A 24,029-nucleotide genomic window follows, 5' to 3' on the forward strand; every position below is an offset into this window, starting at 1 on the left:
GCCCGAGGACCGCGGCCAACGGCATCGGCAGTCACCGACCGTCCGCCGAGGCGATCGCGCCGAGAAGCCTCATGGTCCGGGCGCTGACCGGCCGGTCAGCGCCCGGATCCTCGGGACGGCTCAGCCCTGGGCGCGTCCGCTCGGCCCTTGGGCCGGGCGGGTTCAGCCCTTGGGCAGGGCGTAGGTCCGCGCCGCGGGCACCTCGTGGGCCGGTTCGACGTTCGTGAGGCCACCGGGGGCCGTCTTCGCCGGCTTGTGGATGAAGCTCTGGTACGTCGCCGGCTTGGTGCGGTCCGAGAAGTTCAGCGGCACGCCGAGCACGGTGAGCCGGGACTGCTCGCGGTGGGCGGCGGCTATGCCCTCGCGCGTCAGGTCCTTCGCCTTGCAGGCCGCCTTGAGGTCCTCGCCGAGGACGCTGATCGCATTCCAGCCGCTGACGACACCCGGGTCGAGCAGGTCCTTCGGGTACTTCGCCTTGTAGTCCTTGGCGAGCTTCTGCATGGCAGGGTTGTCGGTGAACGCCGGGGCGGGACTCACCACCTGGAGCATCTTCTCCAGGGCGGGTCCGACCGGGGTCGCCAGCAGCTGCGGGGCGAAGCCCGGCGAGCTGGTGAGGACCGGGACGGCGAAGCCCGCGGCGGCGGCGGTGCCGACCAGGGCGGCCGTCTGACGCGGACCGGCGCTGATCAGGATCGCTTTGACGCCGGCCTGCTTGAGCGCGGTGACCTGGGCGGTCAGGTCCTGGTCGGTGGGCTTGATCTTCTGCCCGACGACGGTCAGCTTCGCCTTCTTCGCCGCGTAGGTGGCACCGGCGAGCGCGTTCTCGCCGTACTCACCCTCGAAGTAGACGTGGCCGATCTTGTCCCCCGCCTTCAGCTTGGCCGTACGGACGACATGGTCGACGCCGTTGATCATGTCGATGTCGTAGGTGGAGCCGACCACCTGGACGTACTCGCCGCCCAGCAGGGTGGAGGCCCAGGCCATCGGGAACGTGAGCAGGTGCTTGGACTCGAGTTCCTGTGACAGCGAGGACACCACCGGGGAGCCGACCATCTGCGACACGGCGGCCACGTTCGGCTCCGTCTCGGTGAACGCGGACACGGCCTTCTGGACGTCGTAGCCGTGGTCCTTGACGGTGATCCTGACGGTCCGGCCGCAGACGCCGCCGGAGGCGTTGAGCTGGTCGGCGTACAGCTGCTGGGCGTTGACGATGCTCTTGCCGAGCGAGGCGTACGGGCCGGTGAGGTCGGTGAGCGCGCCCAGGGTGATGGTCTTCTCCGTCACTCCGGGGCCGGTCTTGACGCCGTCGCTGCCGGCGCTGCTCGCGTCGGTACCGCTCTTGGTGCTGCAGGCCGTGGCGCTCAGGGCGAGTGCGGCGATGACGGCTGCGGCCGGGGCAAGTCGGGTGCTTCTCACGGGGTGTGCTCCTTCGGGGCGGTGCGGGTGCGCAGAGGGAAACGCCGGGTGCGGGGGGAGCCGTCGCCCTTGCGGCGCGGCCGTCTGTGGGCCAGTCCGGCCAGGCCGCCGGGGGCGAAGATCAGAACGAGGACGATCGCGGTTCCGTAGAGGTAGCGGGCCGCGTCGCCCGGGGACACGCCGGATCCCGTGGTGCCGGGAGCGGTGAGCAGGGGCAGGTCGTCGGCGTACTTGGTGAGGAGGTGGGGGATCAGGGCGACGAAGACCGCGCCGCAGGCCGCGCCGCCTACCGAGCCGAGGCCGCCGATGACGATCATCGCGAGGTAGTCGATGGACAGCAGCAGGCCGAAGTGGTCGGGGACGACGCGCTTGAACACCAGGGCCAGCAGGGCGCCGGCGGCACCCGCGTACATCGAGGAGACGATGAACGCGGAGGCGCGGTAGCGGGTGAGATGGACTCCCATCACGGCGGCGGCGACCTCGCTGTCGCGTACGGCGCCGAGGGCGCGGCCGGGGCGTCCGCGCAGGATGTTGCGGGCGGCCAGCCAGGCCACGGCCACCAGGGCCAGGCCGACGTACCACAGGCGCTCCAGCCCGCCGAAGGGGACGCCGAGGACGGCGAGCCCGTCGGGGGAGGTGTCGGTGAAGGAGAAGCCGAGGATGTCCAGCGGTGGTACGGAACGGCCGTTGAAGCCGCCGGTGACCTGCGGGGCGTTGAGCATCATGTGATGGCCGAGGAAGACCAGGGCGAGGGTGGCGATGCCCAGGTACATGCCGCGCAGCCGGCCGGAGATGGGGCTGAACAGGCCGCCCGCCGCGCCGGCGAGCACGATCGCGAGTACGAAGGCGAGGACCGGCGGGAGCCCGAGGCCGTACAGGCTGCTGGAACCGGTGCCGGACGGCTCGGCCGCCAGCCACACATAGCCGTACGCGCCGACGGCGAGGAAGAAGGCGTGGCCGAGGGAGAGCTGTCCCGTCGTCCCGGAGAGCAGGTTCAACCCGATGGCGCCGATGACGGCGGCCATCGCGAACAGGCCCGTCTGGAGCCAGAACGAGGTGACGTAGAAGGGGAGGGCGAGCAGGACCAGAACGCCGGCGGCCAGAGTGGCCGCGCGCCGCCCGCGGGGGGTGAGCCTGCCGGACCACCTGGCCTGGACGGATGGCGAATCGGCGGGCGCGGGGCCGGGAGCCGCCACGGTGTCACGGGAATCCGTGGTGTCACGGGAATCCGTGGTGTCACGGGAATCCGTGGTGTCACGGGAATCCGTGGTGTCGCGGGTGTCAGACACGGGTCAGCTCCTTCGATCCGAAGAGACCGGTGGGCCGGACCAGCAGCACGAGCACCATCACGAGGTAGGGAGCCACATCGGAGAATCCGGCGCCGAGGACGCTCAGTTCGCTCTGGTAGCCGGCGGCCATCGCCGCGGTCAGGCCGATCACCAGACTTCCGACGAGCGCGCCGACGGCCGAGTCCATGCCGCCGAGGATGGCCGCGGGAAAGGCGCTCAGGGCGATCTGACTCGTCGTACGGTCGAGTCCCGGCGCGGGGAAGGCGGCGAGGAACACGGCGGCGAGCGCGGCCAGCGCCCCGGCGACGCACCAGGCGATGAGCCGTACGCGGCCCAGCCGTATCCCCATCAGGGCCGCGGCTTCCGGGTCGGCGGCGGCGGACCGCATGGACAGGCCCCAGCGTGACCAGCGGAAGGCGGCGAAGAACGCACCGATGACGATGACCGCGACGACGATGCTCGCGATGCGGGCGTCGGCGACGGTGATGCTGCCGAGCCGGGTCACATCCGCGCCCCAGGGGTCGCCCATGGTGAGGTAGTCGGCGCCGACCTGCCGGTTGAGTTCGGTGCTGAGCAGGACGTCCACGCCGATGGTGAGGATGGTCAGCGTGTGGATCTCCGCGCCGCGCAGGCCGCGGCTGGCCAGCAGCTGGACGAGTCCGGCGAGTACCGCGGCGAGCGCGGCGCCGACGAGGACGGCGGGGATGAAGCCGATGGTGTCGTGGAGGCGGGCCGTGACATAGCCGCCGAAGAGCAGCAGGGAGCCGTGCGCGAAGTTCATGACGCCGGACGCCTTGAAGATCACGACGAAGCCCAGGGCTATCAGCGCGTAGACGGAGCCGAGCGCCAGTCCGTTGAGGACGGTTTCGGTGAGCTTGATCATGATGCTTCCTCCGAGTCGCGCTCGGTGTCAGGGGCGGTGGCCTTGGTGGTGTCCGTGCCGGTGTCCGTGCCGGTGTCCGTGTCCATGGCAGATTCCGGTTCCGGTTTCGGCTCGGCTTCCGCTTCCGCTTCCGCTTCCGCTTCCGCTTCCGGCTCGGTGTCCTGGACCGGCGTGCCGAGATACGCGCTGATCACCGCCGGGTCGTTCTGGATGCGCTCGGGCGGCCCGTCCGCGATGAGGCGGCCGAAATCGAGCACGGTCACCGAGTCGGCGATCCGCATGATCAGCCCCATGTCGTGCTCGACGATGAGGATCGAGATGTTCAGGGCGTCACGTACCCGGGCGATCGTCTCGGCCATGGCCGAGCGCTCGGTGGGGTGCATGCCGGCGACCGGCTCGTCGAGCAGCAGCAGTCTGGGCTCCATGCAGAGCGCACGCGCCATCTCCACCCGCTTGCGGTCGCCGTACGCGAGCCCGCCGACCGGCTTGTCGAACGCCGAACCGAGGCCGAGGAAGTCGGCGATCTCGGCCGCGCGCTCCCGGTGGCGGCGCTGCTCGCGCACTGTGTGGGGCAGCCGCAGCGCGCTCGCCGTGAAGCCTGCCCGGGTCAGCCGGTGGCGGCCGAGCATGAGGTTGTCGGCGACGGTCCCGTGGGTGAGCACGATGTTCTGGAAGGTGCGGGCCACGCCGAGCTGAGCGATGCGGTGCGGTGCGAGGCGGGTGAGGTCCTTGTCCGCGTACCGGACGGCTCCGGCGGTGGCGCGGTAGACGCCCGAGATGACGTTGAAGCAGGTCGACTTGCCCGCCCCGTTGGGGCCGATGAGCGCGTGGATCGTGCCGGGCGCGACCGTGAAGGACAGGTCGTCGAGGGCGACCAGGCCGGCGAAACGCACGGTCAGATTCTCGACTGTGAGGGCCGGGACCGGGTCGGGCCCGCTGTCCGGTCGGAGGGTCGTGGTCGCCTCGGGGGTCGTGTCCGTCGTGCCGATGCTCATCCGTTCCACCTGCCGAGCTCGGTCAGTCCCGGTGCCGTCACGGACGGAGCGCTCGCGGCCGTCGCGTACGCGGCGTCGCCGTCCGCGTCGGACACGTCGCAGCCGGCCTCATACGTCTCGCCCAGGTACAGCCGTCGCACCTCGTCCGCCGCGGCGAGGTCGGCCGATGCCCCCTCCAGCCGCACCTGGCCGACGTCCAGCACCGACGCGCGGTCGGACAGCTCCAGGGCCATCGCGGCGTTCTGCTCGACGAGGAGGATCGAGGTCCCCTGGGCGTTGATCTCGCGGATGATCTCCGCGATGCGCCGGACCATCAGCGGCGCGAGCCCCAGCGAGGGCTCGTCGAGGAGCAGCAGCCGCGGCGCCGCCATCAGCGCGCGGCCCATCGCGAGCATCTGCTGCTCGCCGCCGGACATCAGCCCGGCGGCCTGCCGCCGCCGCTCGGCCAGCACCGGGAACTGCGCGAAGACGCGCTCGCGGGCCGCGCGCAGCTCGGCGCGGGAGCGGCTTGCCGACCCCAGGAACCCGGCTCGGAGGTTGTCCTCCACCGAAAGGGCACCGAAGATCCGCCGACCCTCGGGCACCTGCACCACCCCGGCGGCCACGGACCGCGCGGTGTCGCCGCTCAGCCGTACGCCGTCGAAGTGCACCGTGCCGCGCTCGACCGTGCCGCGGTGCAGTGCGAGGGTCCCCGAGACCGCACGGAGCAGCGTGGACTTTCCCGCTCCGTTGGAGCCGAGTACGGCCACGATCCGGCCCTGCGGAACGGTCAGTGACACCCCGTGGAGTGCCTGCACGGACCGTCCGTAGCTGACGTGCAGATCGCTGACCCGAAGGGTCCCGGCCTCGGGCTCTGCCTCGGGCTCTGCCTCGGGCTCTGCCTCGGGCTCTGGTGGGCTCATCAGGGCGTTCTCCTTGCTCTTCGTCGAGCGGGCGCGTGCCGGGCGCCGGACTGGAGCGTCACGAGACCACGGCAGTAGCAGGGCGTCCATGGACTGGGAGCGAGCCGCTGTCAGTTCCCAGCCGGTGCGTGATCCGCTTGTGAGGGGGCACAATCCGTACCTCCTGCTGTGCGTGGATCATCACGATTTGACGGACGTTTCGCACCAGGGGATGACCGACTGCTTAGCATGTGGATTCCTTGGAGTGCGCTCCATGGGCACACGCCGATCGCCGGCCGGTGGAGCCACCCAGCTGCGACCCGCGCAGCGCAAGACATGGCGACCCGCCGTGGTGTTCTCGCACGCCCCGTCCGTCTGGAGGGTCCATGCACAGCAGTTCCGTCCCTGGCTCGGTCCGCCCCCGCGTCAGCACCGTCAGCACCGCCACCATCGCCGGTCCGCGGCCTGCTGCCGCCGCCGTCGGCCCGCCCTCCGGCGCCACCGCCGTCGGCTCGCCGCCGCCCCTGCCCGAGTCCGCCGACGAGACCTCACCGCACCAGCTCTTCGACCACGCCTGCCGGTGCCTGCTCGGGCGCGGCCAGGCATTCAGCGACACAGTCGTGGACCAGATCCGCACCCAGGTGCCCTACTACGCCGACCTGGTGCTCGCACCGCCCGACCTGCCGCAGTCCGTGTACAAGGGCGTACGCATCACCCTGGAAGCCGCCCTCGACCCGGGCCGGATCGCGGACGTCGAGCGCTACACCCGTGAGCTCGGCATCCGCCGGGCCGAGGAGAGCCGCCCCCTCGACGAGGTGCTGCACGCCTTCCGGGTAGCCGGATCGGAGGTCTGGAGCGGGATCATCGGCGCCGTGGAGCGGGACGGCCTCGGCGACCAGCGCCACCTCGTGCGCGTGGCCGAGCTGGTGTGGAAGAGCAACGACCGCGACTGCGTCCTGCTGGCCGACGCCTACCGCCAGGTCGCCAAGGGTATGGCCAGCCGCCACAACGAGCGTGTACGCCTGATCCTCGCCGCCGTGCTGGAGAGCCGCAACGACCCGGCGTTCGTCCTGGACGCGGCGTCGATCCTCAACCTGCCGCCCGACGGACGCTTCGCGGTCGCGGAGATACGGGCCACGCCGCCCTTCGGCCGCACGCCCGACGCCGTTCCGGAGATCCGCGGCATGCGCGTCCTGCGCCACACCGGGGGCCGGCGCGATGTGCTCGTCGCCCATCTCGGCGACCGCCCGCTCGACGCGCTTGTCTCCGCGCTCGACGCCGGTCCCGGCATGCGCATCGGCGTCAGCCCGGTCGTCCAGGGTCTGGAGAACCTGCCCCGGGCGAAGGACATGGCCGGACTCGCGCTGCGCACCTGCCGGGGAGACGGCGAGGTCGCCCGGCTCGACGCCCGTCTGCCCGACGGTCTGCTCATGTCACGGCCCGACCTGTCCGCCGAACTCGCCCTGCGGGTGCTCCGGCCGCTGTACGACCTGGAGCCCGCCGACCGCGAAACGCTGATCGACACACTCGGGGTGTGGATCGAGAAGGGCGGCTCGGCGGTCCAGGCGGCCCGGCACATGCTGTGCCACCGCAACACGGTGCTGAACCGGCTGCGCCGCTTCGAGCAGATCACAGGGCTCGAACTGTCCCGCCCCCGCGACCTCGTACGGCTCACGCTCGCGTTCGACGCACTCCAACTGCTCGGGCCTGCGGCCGTCCTCGGCTGCGCGGACGCCCGGGATCGCGACGTGGACGGCTGAGGCTACGGGGGGCGACGTATGCCCGCCGCGAGCATGCGATGCGTGCCCCGGCACGGGCCGCCGCGCATGCCCTCGGCTGTACCGGCGGCCGTGCCGCCGTGGCCGGTTCCCTTCCCGCGGGTGGCTGAATGGGCATCAGCACAGTCACCGCCCGCCGGCGTTGGGAGCGGACAACGGCGTGCCCCAAGCGCATGGACCGACTGGTCGGTACGTGCTCTGGTGAGCCCCGATCAGGGGCAATGCCGTCAGGGGCAATGCCCGCGCAAGGCATCGCCCGAGCCAGGCGATGCGCGCGCATCCCTGCCCGCCAGGAGAGCTCCATGGCCCATCAGCACGTCCATCCGCACACCCCCCAGCCCCATCGAAGACCCCGGCCCCACCCGCCCGGCAGATTCTTCGCCCTCGTCAACGGACTGACCTTCGCCGTCCACCTCCTGCTCGCCTGCACCGCCGAAGACCTGCTGGCCACGCGCATCGCCGGCCAGATCACCCTCGGCGTCGTCGCACTTCTCGCCCAGGGTTTGCTCCTGCTGTGGACGGCGGCGCGCTATGACCGCGCCCCCCACGGCCCAGCCCCTTACGACGAGACCCCCTACGGCGAGGCCTCGTACGAGCCGCAGGGGGAGCGCTGATGCTTCCTCAGATACTGCTTGCCGCAGGGGCACCCGGCACCCTCGACCTGGACACGGACACCCGCTCATGGGTCCTCGTCGGCTTTCTGACGTTCATCGTCCCGATGCTGCTCATCTGTGTGCTCAACGGCCCCGAGCGCGACCGGGTCAACGACTTCTACACCGCGGGCCGCAGGCTGCGCCCCGTGCAGGGCGCCATCGTCCTCTCCGGCGTCTATCTCTCCGCCGCGACCGTGCTCGGTACGACGGGAACCGTCGCGGTCTTCGGCTTCGACGGCCTGTTCGTCGCTCTGTGCACCGTGCTGTCGCTCGGCGTCCTGCTCCTGCTGTCCGGCCCGCTGCGCGAGCGCGGCAGCTACACGCTCGGCGACACCTTCGCCCTGCGCGCCCCGGGGCCCGCCGTGCGGATCGCGGCCGCCGTCGTCACGCTGAGCGCCTGTATCCCGTATCTGATCGTCCAGCTCTCCGGCGCGGGCCGGACCACCGCCATGCTGCTCGGCCTTTCCGGGCCGGGCGCCGAACAGACCGTCATCGTCATGATCGGTGCGCTCGTCGTCTGCGCCACTGCCTTCGGCGGGATGCGCGGCATGATCGCGCTCCAGATCATCAAGACAGTGTTCCTGCTCGCCATGGCGCTCGCCGTGGCCGCGGTGCTGCTCCACCGCTTCCACTGGAGCGCCGACTCCCTCATCGACACCGCCGCTCGGGGCAGCGGCCGCCCCGAGGGCTATATGCGTCCCGGCCTGCGCTTCGCCGCCGGCGGCCCGGTCGAGAGCACGCTCGACTTCATCGGCCTGATGATCACCGTGGTGCTGGGCGTGGCGTGCCTGCCCCATGTCGCCACCCAGCTCAACACCGCGCCCGACCCGGCCGCCGCCCGACGTACGGTCCGTCACACCATCGGAATCGTCGCCGCCGTCTGCCTCATCACCACCGTGATGGGCTTCGGTGCCGCTGCGGTGACCGGCGCCCCCAAGATCCTCGCCGCCGATCCCGGAGCCACCAGCAGCCTGCTGATGCTCACCGGCGATCTGGCGGGAGGATCGTCGGCGCAGACGGGCGAGGCGTGGCTCGTCGTGCTGGTCGCCTGCGCGGTGTTCCTCACGACGCTCGCGGTCGTCGCGAGCGTGACCCTGGCGGCGGCGGGCGCCGTCGCCCACGATCTCGTCACCAACGTGGTGCGCCGCGGGCGTACCACCGAGGGCAGGGAGGTGGCCGCGGCCCGCATCGCGTCCGCCCTGATCGGGGTGCTGAGCATCTGCTGCGCGGTGTGGGTCCATGGCTGGAACATGGGCTTCCTGTCCACCCTCTCCCTGGCGGTGGCGGCCTCCTGCCTGCTCCCGGCGCTGGTGTACGCGTTTCTCTGGCGCGGCTTCACGCGCCGGGGGCTGCTGTGGACCCTGTACGGCGGCCTGGGCTCCGCGATCGGACTCCAGGTGTGCAGCCCCGTCTTCTCGGGCAACCCGATGGCGCTGGTGCCCGAGTGGCACATCGACTGGTTCCCGCTCCAGACAGTCGCCCTGGTGTCCCTGCCCATCGCGTTCCTGCTCGGCTGGCTCGGCAGCGTGACGGGACAGCGGCATACGGCCCCGGTGGCGGAGGCGCGGGTCAAGCCTGACGTACTGACGTACTGACGTACTGACGCACGAAGGCGGCGGCCGGCGGAGCGCCCTCACCCACTCCACCGACCGCCGTCCAGGGACGCCGCCCGGCGCCGACCACGACTCAGGCAGCCGCGACCTCATCGATATCCCTGAGCAAGGGCAGGCCATCGCGCAAGTCTCCCTGGTGAACGGGCAGTTCAACCGGAGGAGCACGCGGTGGCCTTGTCCCGGTCTGAGCTGATGCGGCCGCTGGAGTCACTACGTCGGGCCGACGGAGTCGAGGCAATCAGGGTGGTGTGCGAGCACATCCCGCAGGAGCTCATCGAGGCCGAGGCCACCGACGTGATCGGTGCCGCCCCGCACGAGCACTCCGAGACGCGCACGACCTGGCGCAACGGGCACCGCGGGAGGCTGCTGACCACGCAGGCCGGCGACGTCGATCTGAAGATCCCCAAGCTGCGGACCGGATCGTTCTTCCCCTCCCTGCCGGAACGGCGCCGACGTATCGACCGGGCACTGTTCGCCGTGGTGATGGGGGCATACGTGCACGGGGTCTCGGCCCGCTCGGTCGACGACCTGGTCAAAGCACTCGGCGCGGACAGCGCGATCTCCAAATCCGAGGTCTCCCGCATCTGCGGCGAGCTGGACGAGGAACTGACTGCGTTGAGGAACGGCCGCTGGATCACCCCGTCTTCCCCTACGTCTTCCTGGACGCCACCTACTGCAAGGCGAGGGTCAACCACCGGATCGCCTTGCAGGCCGTGGTCACCGCCACCGGGATCTCCGCCACCGGGCACCGCGAGATCCTCGGCCTGATGGTCGGCGACAGCGAGTCGAAGCCGTTCTGGTCGAGGTGGACGAACTGACCGGCGTCCACAAGAACTTGACCCGCGGCATCGTGGCCCTGGTCTTCCGCTGCAAGCCCTCCGGAGGCACCGAACGCACCTCAAGCGAGTCCACGGCCGTCTCCCAGCGGGATAAGACTCTCTCTCCTTCACAAGGCCCGCGCACGGCGCGGGCGCGCGCCGCCTTTGCGGCGCGCTCGGCGGCTGCGGGCATGAAGTCGCAGACACCCTCTGCGGCTGGGGCGGTCGGCTCCACGGCTTTACGCAGCCACTTGGGGCGAGCCTCTAAGATCATGGCCCCAACGTCGTGCTTCAGACGTCGTTTTCTTTGGCGGGTGCGGCCTACAGCGCTTACCCAGAGGTTCTTCGAGAGGACCTGGGGGATCCAGCCGCGGAGCTGAATCCCCCAGAGAACGTGGTCGGCTCCGCCTGCCTCAAGTACTGTGACCCTGCATGATCGAATCCGAGATTGAAGTCAACGAGACTCTGGTTCGGGACCTGCTGCTGGATCAGCATCCGGATCTGGCCGCGCTGCCCATCCGCGAGGTGGCGGGCGGTTGGGGCAACCAGATGTGGCGCCTTGGAGACGAGTTGGCGGTCCGGATGCAGCGGATGGACACCAGCCCAGATCTGCAACTCAAAGAGCGCCGGTGGCTGCCGACCTTGGCCTCGCGTCTGCCGCTGCCGATCCCGGTCCCGATGCGGGACGGTGTGCCGTCCGAGCGCTTCCCCAAGATCTGGACCGTCATGACATGGGTCGAGGGCACACCGCTGGACCACGGCTCCATCACCCGCGGCGACCACGCGGCCGACACCCTGGCTGCCTTCCTCAAGGCGCTGCATGTGGAGGCGCCCGCCGAGGCGCCGAACGCCTCGGACCGCGGCGGTCACCCCCGGGAGTGCGCGGAGGGCTTCGAGAACTTCCTGCGGGCCGTGGACCTCGGCCGCTTCGCGGAGGAGGATGTCCGGGCCGTGTGGGACGACGCGGTCGCGGCTCCCGAGTGGGAGGGCCCGCGGATGTGGGTTCACGGCGATCTGCATCCCGCGAACGTCGTCGTCGCGGACGGGACGCTGGCTGGCGTCGTTGACTTCGGCGATGTCTTCGCCGGAGACCCGGCCTGGGACCTTGCGGCTGCCTGGGTGCTGCTCCCCGCGGACTGCGCTTCACGGTTTTTCGATAGCTACGCACGGGCGGACGAGGCAGCCATGCGTCGGGCGCGTGGGCTGGCCGCGGTGAAGAGCCTGTTCCTGATGCTGATGGGACAGAACGGGGACCGCGGCCTGCCCGGCGGCAAGCCGAACTGGGGGCCTGCAGGCCGGTCGGCGCTTGAGCGTGTCCTGAAGGGCCTTTGACGTCGGCGTTCAGGCCGAGGACGAACTCCTCGACCCACGCGCGCTGGCCCTGCCCGACTGGGAGACCCCCCTCGCCCTGGCCCACGCGCTCGTGGCCGCCTCCCACGACCAGTACCGCGGCTGGGGAGACGTGGTCATCTTCGCCGCATGCACCGCCGCACGGATCGGCCAGGTCTCAGGCTGTCGCGTCGGAGACATCGACACCGCCCAGTGGATCTGGACCGTGCGGCGTCAGACCACACCCGCGCCCGGCGGGCTGACCGACAACGGCACCCAGGGCAAACGGGCCCGCAAGGTTCCCACCGTCGAGGAGATCCGCCCCCTCATCACCCAGCGCATCCTGTCCGCAGACCCCAACCCCGACGCCCGCCTGTTCACCGGCCCACGCGGCGGACGCATCTCCACCGCCGTCCTGCGCGACGCCGTACACAAGATCACGACCGCCGGGGCGGCGCTCTCCGCACACCTCAGCGTGCTCCGCGCACCGCGCTCGCTGCCGAGCCCGATCGTCGTGACCCGCTGACCCCGGTCAAGGGCGCCGGTCCCCAACTGGTCCCCAAGAATGATCAAGGGCCGGTTTCGGATGCCTCCGAAACCGGCCCTGACCTGCGACCATCTCCAGTCGGGACGACAGGATTTGAACCTGCGACCCCTTGACCCCCAGTCAAGTGCGCTACCAAGCTGCGCCACGTCCCGGCGTATGTCGCGCGGCGAACCGCGTGATCACGCAGGTCAACCCTACCCCATACACACGCCGCCCCCATCGGTCCGATCTCTTGACCCATAATTGCCGTCACCTATAATTGCCTAACGCAATCGAATAGCTCATCAGCGGCCCGTCCGTCGCCGAACCGTCCCTCACCGGGCCGACCCACGGGCCGCGAACGATCGGAGCCCTATGTCTCTCCTGGCCCGGCCCGCGGTGGCCGCCTTCGTCGCCAAGGCGATGCAACGTGCAACCGGGATGGCTGACCGCCGTTCCGGTGGCCGGGGTTCCGCCGCTGCCTCGCACGCGCGATTCCCCGAATATCCGCGCAAGGTACGGGAGTTGACGATTCCCACGTCGATCGCCCCCGCCCGGGCCACGGTGTACCTGCCCGCGAACGCCGAACCCGCTCCCCCAGTGCACGTCAACTTCCACGGCGGCGGCTATGTGATGACGCTGACCGAGCTGGACGACCCGCTGTGCCGCACCCTCGCCGCCGAGGCGGGGGCGGTCGTGATCAACGTGGATTACGTCGTCGCGCCGCAGCACCCGTTCCCGGCGCCACCCCGGCAGGCGTACGACGTCGTCCGGTGGGTGGCCGGGCACGGCGCGGAGGAGGGCTGGGACGGCGACCGGCTCACCGTGGGCGGGCAGAGCGCCGGCGGCGGGCTCGCGGCGGCCGTGGCGCGGCAGGCTCTTGAAGAGGGCGGGCCCTCGATCGCGCTCCAGGTGCTGCACTATCCCCCGCTCGACCTGGCGACCCGCCCCAGGGACAAGCGCGCCGCCATCGCCAAGCCGATGCTGCGGCCCTGGATGGGCGACGTCTTCGACACCTCGTACGTACCGGACGTGCGGCGGCGCGACGACCGGCTCGTGTCCCCGGCGCATCCGTCGGACACCGCGGACCTGACGGGCATCGCCCCGGCCCTGGTGATCACCGCCGAGTACGACCTGCTCCGGGCCGAGGGCGAGCGCTATGCCGAGCGGCTGCGGGCGGCGGGTGCTCTGGTCGCACATCACGACGTGGCCGGGGCGGATCATGGGTACGACGGGAGTGACGACGACAAGGCGCGGGAGGTCTACGCGATGATCGCCCGGCATGTACGGGAGGCCACCGGAAGCCGCACCGTCTGAGGGCTCGGACCGCCCCGCCATCGACGGCCACGCAGCCCCGTCACTCCTCCGGGCACCCGGCACCCACGTTCACCGCGACCGGCGCGGCGGCCGACCACGCGTCGACGGAGGTCAGGACGGGCTCACCCACAGGGCCGGGGGTCGCAGTGACCTTGGCACCCTCGCCCGGACTCCCGGGCACCGCCGTACTCCGGGCATCCCTGCCCCAACTCCCGGGCGCCGCAGCGTTTCTGGCATCCCCGTCCCAACTCCCGGGCGCCGCAGTGTTCCTGGCACCCCTGTCCCAACTCCCGGGCGCCGCGGCGTTCCTGGCACCCCTGCCCCAACTCCCTGGCGCCGCGGCGTTCCTGGCACCCCTGCCCCAACTCCCGGGCGCCGCAGTACCCCTGGCGCCCCTACCCGGGCTCCCGGACCTCCCCGCGGCGAAGCCCGCCATCAGCAGGGCCACGGCCACCACCACCCACCAGGGCAGACCGGCGGTGGCCATGAACCCGACCACGGCCACCACCGCGAGAAGTCCCGTCACGTCCCCGTTCCCCCTTAACAGTTCCACTCATTCGCCACGGACGCACCGAAGGCCGCCCTGCATCACAGCGGGCATATGACGCAACAATACGCGAGACAGTCGTATATCCCAGTTCGGGTCATCGGTACATATGACGGACGCCAATCAGTGCGCGCCTACGAGCTCCTGATCGCTGTCGGTACGAGCCGCCCGCCTCGATCCGCGCAGTGCGGCGACGCCGATGAAGACCATGGACGACAGCCCCGCGAGGGCGAACGCGGTGAAGCCCCAGTCGCCCTTGTTCGCGGCGAGCAACTGGCCGCCCAGCCACGGCCCGAAGACGGCGCCGAAGCGGCCCATGCCGGAGGTCCAGCCGACGGCGGTGGCGCGGTTCTCGGGGCGGGAGCGGATCGAGACCGTCGCGTAGATCATGGTCTGGGCGCTGTTCAGGAACACACCGGTCAGGAAGACCACCGTGAAGGTGAGCGCCAGCGGCATGTGGACGCCGAGCAGGAAGACTCCGGCGGTCAGCGCGAACCAGATCGCCGAGATCCGCGGGGCGCCGAACCGGTCGGAGGGGCGTCCGGCGACCAGCATGCCGACGATGCCGCCGAGGTTGAACAGCACCACGAAGGTCAGCGCCGAGCCGAGGTTGTAACCCTCGCCGCGCATCAGGGTGGGCAGCCAGGTGGCGACGCCGTGGACGAGGAGCAGTCCGCCGAAGGAGGCCGGCCAGTACAGCAGGGTCTGGGTCCACTCGCCGCCCCGGAAGAGGTTGGCCAGGGAGTTCCAACGGTCGGTGGCGGCCTGCTTGTCGGCCGGGGCGGCGGGCAGTTCGACCTCGTAGCGCCGGGCCAGCTCGCCGGCCTCCTCGCCGCGCCCCTCGGCCACCAGGAAGCTCAGCGACTCGGGCAGGAACCTGGCGAGCACCGGCACGAAGAGCAGCGGGAGCACACAGCACCAGAACGCCGCCCGCCAGCCCAGGGGTTCGACGACCCACAGGGCGGCGTAGGCGGAGAGGATGCCGCCCGCGTGGTGGGCGGTCATCAGCAGGCCGATGGTGAGGGCGCCGCGGCCGCGCGGGGCGTAGTCGGAGACCATGCTGATCGCGGTGGGCAACAGCCCGCCGAGGCCGATACCGGCGAGGGTGCGGCCGAGGCCGAACACCTCGACGCTGCCCGCCATCGCGCACAGCCCGGAGGCCAGGGAGAAGAGCGCGACGCAGGCGGCCATCAGCTTCTTGCGGCCGATCCGGTCGGCGACCGTCCCGGCGGTCAGCGCGCCGACCAGCATGCCGAAGGTGGCGTAGCTGCCCAGGTCACCGGCCTGGTCGGGGGTGAGGCCGAGGGCCTTGTCCTCCAGCATGTGGGGCGGCACCGAGCCGTAGATGAACATGTCCAGGCCGTCGAAGAGGACGGCCAGCCAGCACAGGCCGACGGCGAGTACGGCCAGTCTGCCGACGCGAGCGGTGGGGGGAGGAGGACCTCCTTGTTTTCCTCTCGTGCGTTGTGCGCCAGACGCTAAGGAGCCGGGAGCAAGAGAGTCAACACTTTTGTCAACAATCTCAGCGACAATCCGGTGCCGCTGGAAGAGACGCCTGGCAGGAGCGCTACGGGCGCCGGTTCAGGCGACCGGCGGCGTCCCGTGGGTGTGGAACGACTCGATCGTCTTCAGACCCCACGCCTGCCCCTTGGCCCGCTCGGCCTCGGTCCAGGTGATCAGCGGCCAGTCCGGGGCCAGCACCAGTCGCGTGAGCGGGTTGCACAGCTCGATGCGGTTGCCGCCGGGCTCGTAGACGTACAGGAAGAACGTCTGCTGGATGGCGTGCTTGTGCGGGCCCGTCTCGATGAACACGCCGCTGTCGATGGCGAGGTCGGCGGCGCGCAGGATGTCCTCGCGGGTGTCGGTCGCGAAGGCGATGTGGTGCAGCCGGCCGGCGGAGCCGGTCCAGTCCGAGGTGTAGACGACGTCGTACGACTTGTCGGTGAAGGTCAGCCAACGGGCCGCGATCTTCCCGGAGTCGAGCTGGATCTGCTCGGTGGGCCGGGCGCCCAGCACCTGTTCCTGGAACTCGGCGTTGGCGAGCACGTCGGCGGCGAGGAAGTTGATGTGGTCGAGCCGTCGTACGCCGACACCCCTGTTGGGCTTGGCCTGCGGCTGGTTCTTGAGCGCGGGCTTCAGCGCGTCCGGTGCCCGGTAGTACTCGCTCTCCCAGTACAGGGCGTGCTCGTGCCCGTCGGGGTCGGTGGTGAGGTAGAGCTTGCCGAGGCCGGGCTCGTCCTCGACCCACTTGCCGGAGCCGCCCGCCGCCTCGATCGCCTTGACACGGCGGTGGAGCGCGTCCTCGCTGGAGGTGCGCAGGGCGAGGCGGCCGAGGCCCGGCTGTTCGCGGGCGGTGAGGACCAGGCTGTGGTGCTCGTAGTCGTCGAAGGTCCGTAGGTAGACCGTGTCGCCGTCCTGGCCGTTGACCGTGAGGCCCAGGTACTCGGTGAAGAAGGCGACGCCGGCGTCCAGGTCCGGGGTGAACAGCTGGGCGTGGCCGATGTGGGCGATGTCGCCGAGCGGCGGGGTCATCGGGGGTCTCCGGGGGTGTGTGCGGGGAGTGGGGCCGCCTCGGCGGACCGGGGGAAGACGGTGCCGTCGAAGATCTTGCGGGCCGTACGGACGACGGCGGTGCGGCGGGCGGTGGGAAGGCCCGCGGAGTCGGTGCCGAGGCTGCTCTCGATGTCCAGGAATCCCGTGGGGTGTTCGATGCGGACGCGGTCGCCGTGGGCGGGCAACTCCGCGAGGTCGGCGCCGACGCCGCCTTCGAGGCGCAGACCGGCGGCGACACTGGCGGCGCCGAGTACGCCGATCGACGTGTGGCAACGGACCGGGATGAAGGTGCGGGTGGTGACCGCGCCGCCGTCCCGGGGCAGGGCGAGCAGCGTGAGTTTGGGGACGGTGGTGTCCGAGACGTCACCGAGGCCCATCAACTTGCCCGCCGCCACCCTCAGTTCGCGGAGTCGCTCGGCGAGTGTGAGGTTCTCCTCCAGGTCCCAGGGCGCCTCGTAGCCGGTGACGTCGAGCGCGGTGGCCTGGACGATGACGGTCGGCATGCCGTTGTCCACGCAGGTCACCGGGATTCCGTCGATCACGTCGCGGACGTTGCCGGTGGGCAGCAACCGACCGGTGCCGGACGGGAATTCGATCGCCACCGGGGCGGCCGAGCCGGGCACGCCCGAGATCTCGGCGTCACCCGTGTAGTCGACACGGCCGCCCGGCGTCGGGAAGGTCGAGGTGGCGAAGTCGCCGGTGTTGACCATGCGGATGCGTACGGAGGTCCGCTCCTCCCCCGCCGGGACAAGGCCGCGCTCCACGGCGAACGGCCCTATGCCCGCGAGGATGTTCCCGCAGTTCTGACGGTCACTCACTTCGGGTCGGTCGACGGCCACTTGGAGGAAGAGGTAGTCGACGTCGGCGCCCGGATCCGCCGAGGGTGAGACCACGGCGACCTTGCTGGTGAGCGGGTGAGCGCCGCCCAGGCCGTCGATCTGGCGATCGTCCGGGCTGCCCATGACGCGCAGCAACAGCTCGTCCCGCAGGGCGGGTTCCGCGGGGAGGTCCTCGGCGAGGAAGTAGGCGCCCTTGGAGGTGCCGCCGCGCATGAGCATGCAGCGCACCTCCACGGGCCCGGTCACGGCTGCGCCTCCTCGCGGACGTACTCGTCGTAGGACTTGTACGTCACGCCGAGCCGCACCAGCGTCTCCCGCAACCCGTAGCGGTCGAGGCCGAGTTGGCCGTCGAGGAAGGCGGCGCGCGTCGCGGCCTCCTTGGCCTCGCGGGCCTCGGACTTCTCGACCGTCTCCCGGGCACGCTCGCGGGGTACGACGACCACCCCGTCGTCGTCGGCGAGGATCACGTCGCCGGGGCGGACGACCTGGCCGTCGATGGCGACCGGCACGTTCACCGAGCCGCCGGTGGCCTTGACGGTGCCCTGGGCGCTGACCGCCCGGGACCAGGCGGCGAAGCCCATCTCGCGCAGTTCCTGGGTGTCGCGGATGCCGGTGTTCATGACGACACCGCGCACGCCGCGCTGCTTCAGGGCGGTCGCGAACAGCTCACCGAACAGGCCGTCGGTGCACGGGGAGGTGGTGGTGACGACGAGGATGTCGCCCTCGCCGCACTGCTCCACGGCGGCGTGGATCATGAGGTTGTCGCCGGGCCAGCCGATCACGGTGACGGCGGTGCCGGCGACTCGTACGCCCTGCTGGACGGGCCGGATCCCCGGGCCCAGCAGACCCGTCCGCCCCATGGCCTCGCTCACCGTCGCCACGCCGAAGCCGGCCAGCGCGTCGACGTCCTTCAGCTCCGCCTTCGGCGGGTTGGTGACGATCACGCCGCTCATGCCAGCTCCTTCGCGATCTGCGGGTAGGGGCGCATGTACGCCTCGGCCATGGTCTTGTGGGCCAGGCCCAGGTTGGGTCCGGCGTTGCGCTTGAGCTGGACGCCGCGGCGCACGGCGAGGTCGGTGTAGTAGTCCCACAGGTGCTGCTGGGCGCCGAGGCACTCCATGGCCCCCCGCTTGGTCTCCCACACCTCGGTGATGTCGAGGAGGACCTCGGGCTTGAAGCCGCTCATCTCGGGCTGGTGCGGCTCGAAGTAGAAGACCGGCGGGGCGCCGATGATGGCGCCGTCGCCCGGGTAGCCGATGGCCTGGGCGAGGACGCGGGCCTCCAGGGCCATGCGGTTGGCGGCCGGGTGGTCGCCGTTGTACGGGTCCTCGGTCGGGTGGGTGAGGACGACGTCGGGCTGGGTCTCGCGGTAGACCGCGACGAGCTGGTCGGTCAGCTCGGCCGTGGCGACCAGGGGGTAGTCGCCGGCGTCGAAGAAGCGGACCTCGGCGCCGAGGGTGGCGGCGGCGCGCTCGGCCTCGTCGCGGCGTATCGCCTTGATCTCCTCCAGCTTCTTGCCCTCGCGCCAGGCCTTGGCGGACTCGCCGCGCTCACCGAAGGTCAGACAGGCGATGGTCACCTTCTCGCCCCGGGAGGCGGCCAGGGCGATGGCTCCGCCCGCCCGCCACACGAAGTCCCCGGCGTGCGCGGTGATGACGAGGGTGGCACGTGGTGGGGATGGGGGTCCCCCCTGCTCGAGCGAAGTGGAGAGCTCGGGGGAGGGCGCATCGGCATGCGTCATTACAGGTCTCCTTGAGTGACAGGTGTGCGCCCGCCCCGTGCGCTTCAGCCGCGCGGCGACTCGTGCGACTCAGTCGCGCAGCGCCTCGATCACGCTGGTGAGGTGGGCGCGGACGGCCGCCTCGGCCGCCTGGGGGTCCCTGGCCCTGATCGCCTCGATCATCGCCAGATGCTCGTTCAGGGAGTGCTGCGGACGTCCCGGACGCAGCGCCAACTGGAAGCGGTGGCGCACCAGTTGAGCGTTGAGCCGCTCCAGCAGTTCCACGGCCGTCCGCTGGCCGGAGAACTCCCCGATCCCGGCGTGCAGTTCCTGGTTGAGCTCGGAGTACGTCATCGGCTCGCCGTCGGCCACGGCCTTGGTCATCGCCGTGCCCAGGTCCGCCAGCCGACTCAGCTGCTCGTCGCTGGCCGCGACGGCCGCCTTCGCCGCGCACAGTCCTTCCAGGACCATGCGGCACTCGGTGATGGCGACCGCTTCCTCGACGCTCACCACCCGCACCCGCGAACCGCGGTTGCGGATCCGCTCGACCAGGCCCTGAGCCTCCAGATCGATGAGTGCCGCGCGGATGCTGGCCCGCGTCACACCGAACTGCTCGGCGAGCTCGTTCTCCACCAGCCGCTGCGCCGGTGCCATCTCGCCGTGCAGGATCGCCTGCCGCAGCTGCGCGAACGCGTGCTGCTTGGCCTGCTCCCCGGTGCTCGAACGGGCTTCTTTCGGCATGTGCCCTCCCTGAGTGAGTGCCTGTCGAACGTAAATCTAGCCAAACATAATTGTCAACAATTTTGTCTGCTGTATTGAGCGCAGGCAGCGCCGGGCGGACGCGGTCAGCCGGTGAGCGGGGGCGCCGTCGAGCCCCGGATCTCCAGGGCAGGTGCGGCGAGTTGGATGCGCCCCTGCCCCGCGGCGCCCTCGAAGCGCTCCAGGAGGCAGCGGGCCGCGCGGCGGCCGACCTCGTGGCTGGTGTTGTCGACCGTGGTGAGCCATACGTGGCGCAGGCGGGCGATGCTCGTGTTGTCGTAACCGACGACGGACAGGTCGCGCGGGACGCGCAGCCCCAGTTCCTCGGCCGCGGAGAGCGCGCCGATGGCGGCGATGTCGTTGACGGCGAAGACGGCCGTGGGTCGCTCGGGCCGGCTGAGCAGGCGGACGGTGGTGCGGTAGCCGCCCTCCTCGGTCATGTCGCCGGCCTCGACGACCGCCTGGTCCGCGAGGCCGTGCTCGCGCATCGTCGCCTCGAAGCTCCGTCGGCGGAGCTCGCCCACCGCGCCGTACCCCGCGATGTGCGCGATACGGCGGTGCCCGAGACCGATGAGGTGCTCGGCGACCAGGCGGGCACCCTGCTCGTCGTCGTTGGCCACGACGTCGACGCCGGACGGCACCGGCTCGCGCGCGCCGGCCACCACGACCGGGATCCGCGCGGCCACCGCTTCGAGCGCGGCGGGGTCGGGGAGCGTGCCGACCACGACCAGTCCGTCGACCCGCAGATCGAGGAAGGGGCCGGCGGGATCCTGGCCGGTGCGGCGGTTGAGGCGGGCGTCGGCGAGCAGCATGTGCAGGCCGTTGTCGTGCAGGAGCGAGTTGAGGCCGTCGAGCATGTCGACGAACCACGGGTTGCGCAGGTCGTTCAGGAGGACGCCGACCGTGCGGGTGCGCTGCTCGCTGAGACTGCGCGCGGCGGCGTTGGGGCGGTAGCCGAGTTCGCGTACGGCACGCAGGACGGCGTCCCGTTTCTCCGGCCGTACCTGGTCGGAGCCGCGCAACACCAGCGAGACCAGCGACTTGGAGACGCCGGCCCGGTCGGCCACGTCGCGGATCGTCGGCGGTCTCATGGCATGGACCGTTCCATGGCTCGGTGGGGCTTGTCAAAGGGTTGACACCTGGGGAATAGGCGCCCAAGGTGGCCTGGACAGAAAATGGACCGGTCCAAAAGGGGCTGTCATGGTGGATTCGCTCGGTGTCGCCGTCATCGGGTTCGGCTGGATGGGCCGGGTGCACACCCAGGCGTACGCCCGCGTCCCGCACCACTATCCGCGGCTGGCCCTGCGTCCGCGGCTGGTGACGGTGGCCGAGGACGTGCCGGGCCGGGCCGAGGAGGCCGCCGCGCAGTTCGGGTTCGCCTCGACGACCCGTGACTGGCGCGAGGTGGCCGCCGACCCGCGCGTGCGGGCCGTGAGCATCACCGCCCCGAACTTTCTGCACCGCGAGATCGGCGTGGCGATGGCCGAGGCCGGCAAGCACGTCTGGATCGAGAAGCCGGTGGGCCTGACGGTCGCGGACGCCCGGGCGGTCGCCGACGCCGTCGCCAAGGCCGCAGTCCAGGGCGCGGTCGGCTTCAACTACCGCAACGCGCCCGCCGTCGAGGCCGCCCGCGAGCTCATCGCCTCCGGCGAGATCGGTACCGTCACGCACGTCCGGGTCCGCCTCTTCAGCGACTACGCGGCTCACCCCGAGGGTGCCCTGACCTGGCGCTACGAGAAGGAGCGCGGCGGCAGCGGCGTGCTGGGGGACCTCGCCTCGCACGGCGCGGACCTGGCCGGGTACCTGCTCGGTGACATCGCGTCGCTGACCGCCGACACAGCCGTGTTCATCCCGGAGCGGGCCCGCCCCACCGGCGCCACCGCCGGCCACACCCGCGCCACCGGCGGCGAACTCGGCCCGGTCGAGAACGAGGACTACGTCAACTGCCTGCTGCGCTTCGCCTCCGGTGCGCGCGGCGTCCTGGAGGCCTGCCGGGTCTCGGTCGGCGAGCAGAACAACTACGGCTTCGAGGTGCACGGCACCAAGGGCGCGGTCTTCTGGGACTTCCGCCGGATGAACGAGCTGGGCGTCAGCCGCGGCACGACCTACCAGGACCAGCCGGTCAGCACGGTGTACGTCGGCCCGGGCGACGGCGAGTTCGGCGCCTTCCAGCCGGGCGCGGCGAACGCCATGGGCTACGACGACCTGAAGGTCATCGAGGCGTACCGCTTCCTGCGCTCGGTCGCCGAGGGCACACCGCACGGGGCCACCCTGTCCGACGCCGTGCGCAGTGCCGCCGTACTGGACGCGATGGTGCGGTCGGCGCGGAGCGGCGCCTGGGTGGATGTGGACGCGTAGCCGGGACGGTCAGCGGCCGGCGCGGGGGCGGGCGCGTCGGCCGAGGGCGACCTTGACCGGGATGAGGACGAGCCACCACCACGCGGCGCCGGCCCCGGCCACCAGGGTCAGCGGGAGGGTGAGGAGGAAGACGACCACCGTCGCGGCGAGGTCGAGGGCGTAGAGCCGGAAGCCTCCCGCGGGCGTGAAGTCGCCACGCAGCCACGGGCGCCCGGCGAGGACGGCGACCAGGGCGAGGTGGGCTGCGCCGAGGGCCGCGACCGCCGCGGCGTAGATCGCGACCGAGGCGGCTTCCTTGCCGTACTCGGCGACCAGCCTGGTGGGGAAGGGCAGCAGGGCCGCGAGGCCCAGCCCGAGCAGGGACAGCGCCATGACCTGTCCGTCGATCTCCCGGACGGAGCGGAAGATCCTTCGGTGGTCGCGCCAGAAGCTGCCCAGCACCGCCACGCTGAGCGCGTAGGCGCCGACGTCGGGGAGCAGTTCGCGCAGAGCCTCGTGGAACTCCTGGGGGTCCAGTCCCCGCGGCACGTAGAGATCCAGGACGAGCAGGGTGATGGCGATGGCGAACACGCCGTCGGCGAGCGCCACCAACCGCTCGGGCCCGCCGTCCGGGTTCGATTTCCACATGCGCACGACGGTAGGGAGCCGGGACCTGCCGGGCGGGGATACACGCCAGGGCGGGGGCCCCGGCCGTCACCGGATGGGCGTGGGCATGTTGTACGGCGTCACCACCTGGATCGCCGACGGCAGCGTGGGCCCGGCGGGCGGCAGCGCGCCGTGGGCCCGCATCACGATGTGGCAGGCCTCGCGCATGTCCTGGCGCAGGTCGTGGTGGAGCACGGCGGACAGGCGGTGTTCGCGCAGCAGGCGGGTGTTGTCGTGGTCGAGGTCGTGCGCGACGAACACCGCGCACTCCCGGCCGAGGTCCTCGAACGCCCGCAGGGTGGCGATGTTGCCGCCGCCGATCGAGTAGACCGCGCGGATCTCCGGGTCGCGTTCCAGCGCGGCCCTGACCAGGTCGTACTGGGTGGCGTCCAGACCCTGCCCCTCGGCGATCTCGACCAGCGTACGGTCGGGATGACGGGCGCGCATGGCGCTGCGGAAGCCCATCTCGCGCTCCTCCTCGTTGCGGAAGAAACCGCTGCTGAGGCTGGTCAGCACATTGCCGGGCCGCTCCCCCAGCCACTGCCCCATCAGGTACGCGGCGGTGGCGCCGGCGGCCCGGTTGTCGATGCCGACATACGCGAGGCGGGCCGTGGAGGGCAGGTCGGTCACCAGGGTCACCACCGGGATGCCCGCCTCCACGAGCCGGGTGACGGCGGCGGTGACCTCGGGGACGTCCGGGGCCTTGAGGATCACGCCCTGCGAGCCGCGCCGGGCGATGCGGTCCAGCGTCCGGCTCAGCTCCGGCACCGGCCCCGTCTCACGGAAGTGGAAGCGTGAGCGCACGACGGCCGGGTGCAGGGACGGCAGCTCCGCCTCCAGGGCGGCGCGTACGGCGGTGGTGAACCGCTCGGGCGCCTGCACCACCATGTCGATCATGAAGGTGCGGCCCAGCAGCCGGACCTGGGTGCGCTGCCGGTCCAGGTCGGCTATCGCCTGCTGGACCTCGCGCGCGGTGCTCTCGCGCACCCCTCCCCGGCCGTTCAGGACCCGGTCGACGGTGGCCTCGCTCAGGCCCGCCTGACGTGCGATCTCCCGGATCGGGAAGGGGTGGCCCATGCGACGGCTCCTTGAGGGGTTTTTGATGGGCGG

General features: G+C 71.2%; 20 protein-coding genes, 1 tRNA gene and 3 pseudogenes. 9 read left to right on the top strand and 15 right to left on the bottom strand.

Going from position 1 to position 24,029, the window contains the following annotated elements; translation table 11 throughout:
* Positions 1-162 precede the first annotated feature (162 nt).
* From QQM39_RS03845 to QQM39_RS03865, 5 genes are all read right to left on the bottom strand, one after another.
* Positions 163-1,416, bottom strand: coding sequence for an ABC transporter substrate-binding protein (locus QQM39_RS03845; protein WP_301995192.1), 1,254 nt, complete (start codon positions 1,414-1,416; stop codon positions 163-165).
* Complete coding sequence (locus QQM39_RS03850) at positions 1,413-2,705, bottom strand: branched-chain amino acid ABC transporter permease (RefSeq protein ID WP_301995193.1); 1,293 nt, start codon at positions 2,703-2,705, stop codon at positions 1,413-1,415. The genes QQM39_RS03845 and QQM39_RS03850 overlap by 4 nt, the downstream gene beginning before the upstream one ends.
* A complete protein-coding gene (locus QQM39_RS03855) occupies positions 2,698-3,588 on the bottom strand; it encodes a branched-chain amino acid ABC transporter permease (protein ID WP_301995194.1) in 891 nt (296 codons plus the stop codon). Before QQM39_RS03855 ends, QQM39_RS03850 begins: the two co-directional genes overlap by 8 nt.
* On the bottom strand, positions 3,585-4,487 hold the full coding sequence (locus QQM39_RS03860; RefSeq protein ID WP_302003467.1) for an ABC transporter ATP-binding protein: 903 nt from the start codon (positions 4,485-4,487) through the stop codon (positions 3,585-3,587). The genes QQM39_RS03855 and QQM39_RS03860 overlap by 4 nt, the downstream gene beginning before the upstream one ends.
* Positions 4,488-4,579: 92 nt before the next feature.
* Complete coding sequence (locus QQM39_RS03865) at positions 4,580-5,485, bottom strand: ABC transporter ATP-binding protein (protein ID WP_301995195.1); 906 nt, start codon at positions 5,483-5,485, stop codon at positions 4,580-4,582.
* Between the two features lie 365 nt (positions 5,486-5,850).
* On the opposite strand from QQM39_RS03865, the gene QQM39_RS03870 reads away from it, so the two are divergent.
* From QQM39_RS03870 to QQM39_RS03900, 7 genes and pseudogenes are all read left to right on the top strand, one after another.
* Entirely contained in the window at positions 5,851-7,224 is a 1,374-nt protein-coding gene (locus QQM39_RS03870) for a CdaR family transcriptional regulator (protein ID WP_301995196.1), read from the top strand.
* Positions 7,225-7,544: 320 nt separating this feature from the next.
* A complete protein-coding gene (locus tag QQM39_RS03875; protein WP_301995197.1) occupies positions 7,545-7,856 on the top strand; it encodes a hypothetical protein in 312 nt (103 codons plus the stop codon).
* Positions 7,856-9,490: a cation acetate symporter gene (locus QQM39_RS03880; protein WP_301995198.1), complete on the top strand. Its 1,635-nt coding sequence runs from the start codon at positions 7,856-7,858 to the stop codon at positions 9,488-9,490. The genes QQM39_RS03875 and QQM39_RS03880 overlap by 1 nt, the downstream gene beginning before the upstream one ends.
* A gap of 186 nt (positions 9,491-9,676) precedes the next feature.
* A pseudogene (locus tag QQM39_RS03885) lies at positions 9,677-10,317 on the top strand (transposase); the annotation flags it as partial.
* A pseudogene (locus QQM39_RS03890) lies at positions 10,302-10,430 on the top strand (NUDIX hydrolase); the annotation flags it as partial. The pseudogenes QQM39_RS03885 and QQM39_RS03890, both read left to right, overlap by 16 nt.
* A gap of 328 nt (positions 10,431-10,758) precedes the next feature.
* Entirely contained in the window at positions 10,759-11,658 is a 900-nt protein-coding gene (locus tag QQM39_RS03895) for an aminoglycoside phosphotransferase family protein (RefSeq protein WP_301995199.1), read from the top strand.
* A gap of 10 nt (positions 11,659-11,668) precedes the next feature.
* Positions 11,669-12,181, top strand: a pseudogene (locus QQM39_RS03900) (site-specific integrase); the annotation flags it as partial.
* A gap of 99 nt (positions 12,182-12,280) precedes the next feature.
* Here QQM39_RS03900 and QQM39_RS03905 read toward each other — a convergent pair.
* Positions 12,281-12,354 (bottom strand) — tRNA-Pro (locus tag QQM39_RS03905).
* Positions 12,355-12,556: 202 nt separating this feature from the next.
* Between QQM39_RS03905 and QQM39_RS03910 the strand changes: the two genes are divergently transcribed.
* Complete coding sequence (locus QQM39_RS03910) at positions 12,557-13,498, top strand: alpha/beta hydrolase (protein WP_301995201.1); 942 nt, start codon at positions 12,557-12,559, stop codon at positions 13,496-13,498.
* Between the two features lie 670 nt (positions 13,499-14,168).
* Here the strand turns inward: QQM39_RS03910 and QQM39_RS03915 are convergent.
* From QQM39_RS03915 to QQM39_RS03945, 7 genes are all read right to left on the bottom strand, one after another.
* Positions 14,169-15,455 carry an aromatic acid/H+ symport family MFS transporter gene (locus QQM39_RS03915; protein ID WP_302003468.1) on the bottom strand — a complete coding sequence of 429 codons (1,287 nt, stop codon included), beginning with the start codon at positions 15,453-15,455 and terminating at the stop codon, positions 14,169-14,171.
* A gap of 171 nt (positions 15,456-15,626) precedes the next feature.
* The gene (locus QQM39_RS03920) at positions 15,627-16,577 is read right to left on the bottom strand and encodes a VOC family protein (RefSeq protein ID WP_301995202.1); all 951 of its coding nucleotides are present in this window, start codon (positions 16,575-16,577) and stop codon (positions 15,627-15,629) included.
* A complete protein-coding gene (locus QQM39_RS03925) occupies positions 16,574-17,683 on the bottom strand; it encodes a 4-oxalomesaconate tautomerase (RefSeq protein ID WP_301995203.1) in 1,110 nt (369 codons plus the stop codon). The genes QQM39_RS03920 and QQM39_RS03925 overlap by 4 nt, the downstream gene beginning before the upstream one ends.
* Complete coding sequence (locus tag QQM39_RS03930) at positions 17,680-18,390, bottom strand: 4-carboxy-4-hydroxy-2-oxoadipate aldolase/oxaloacetate decarboxylase (RefSeq protein WP_301995205.1); 711 nt, start codon at positions 18,388-18,390, stop codon at positions 17,680-17,682. The genes QQM39_RS03925 and QQM39_RS03930 overlap by 4 nt, the downstream gene beginning before the upstream one ends.
* A complete protein-coding gene (locus tag QQM39_RS03935; protein ID WP_301995206.1) occupies positions 18,387-19,178 on the bottom strand; it encodes a PIG-L deacetylase family protein in 792 nt (263 codons plus the stop codon). Before QQM39_RS03935 ends, QQM39_RS03930 begins: the two co-directional genes overlap by 4 nt.
* Positions 19,179-19,247: 69 nt before the next feature.
* Positions 19,248-19,898 (bottom strand): GntR family transcriptional regulator, encoded by a 651-nt coding sequence (locus QQM39_RS03940; RefSeq protein WP_301995207.1) that lies wholly within the window; start codon positions 19,896-19,898, stop codon positions 19,248-19,250.
* A 104-nt stretch (positions 19,899-20,002) separates the two neighbouring features.
* Entirely contained in the window at positions 20,003-21,007 is a 1,005-nt protein-coding gene (locus tag QQM39_RS03945; protein ID WP_301995208.1) for a LacI family DNA-binding transcriptional regulator, read from the bottom strand.
* A gap of 109 nt (positions 21,008-21,116) precedes the next feature.
* On the opposite strand from QQM39_RS03945, the gene QQM39_RS03950 reads away from it, so the two are divergent.
* Complete coding sequence (locus QQM39_RS03950; protein ID WP_301995209.1) at positions 21,117-22,274, top strand: Gfo/Idh/MocA family protein; 1,158 nt, start codon at positions 21,117-21,119, stop codon at positions 22,272-22,274.
* Between the two features lie 9 nt (positions 22,275-22,283).
* Here the strand turns inward: QQM39_RS03950 and QQM39_RS03955 are convergent, their stop codons facing one another.
* Both QQM39_RS03955 and QQM39_RS03960 read right to left on the bottom strand, forming a co-directional pair.
* Positions 22,284-22,901 carry a TMEM175 family protein gene (locus QQM39_RS03955; RefSeq protein ID WP_301995210.1) on the bottom strand — a complete coding sequence of 206 codons (618 nt, stop codon included), beginning with the start codon at positions 22,899-22,901 and terminating at the stop codon, positions 22,284-22,286.
* A 66-nt stretch (positions 22,902-22,967) separates the two neighbouring features.
* Positions 22,968-23,996 (bottom strand): LacI family DNA-binding transcriptional regulator, encoded by a 1,029-nt coding sequence (locus QQM39_RS03960; RefSeq protein WP_301995211.1) that lies wholly within the window; start codon positions 23,994-23,996, stop codon positions 22,968-22,970.
* Between the last annotated feature and the right edge of the window lie 33 nt (positions 23,997-24,029).

This window comes from Streptomyces sp. DT2A-34 (assembly GCF_030499515.1).
Lineage (GTDB): Bacteria > Actinomycetota > Actinomycetes > Streptomycetales > Streptomycetaceae > Streptomyces.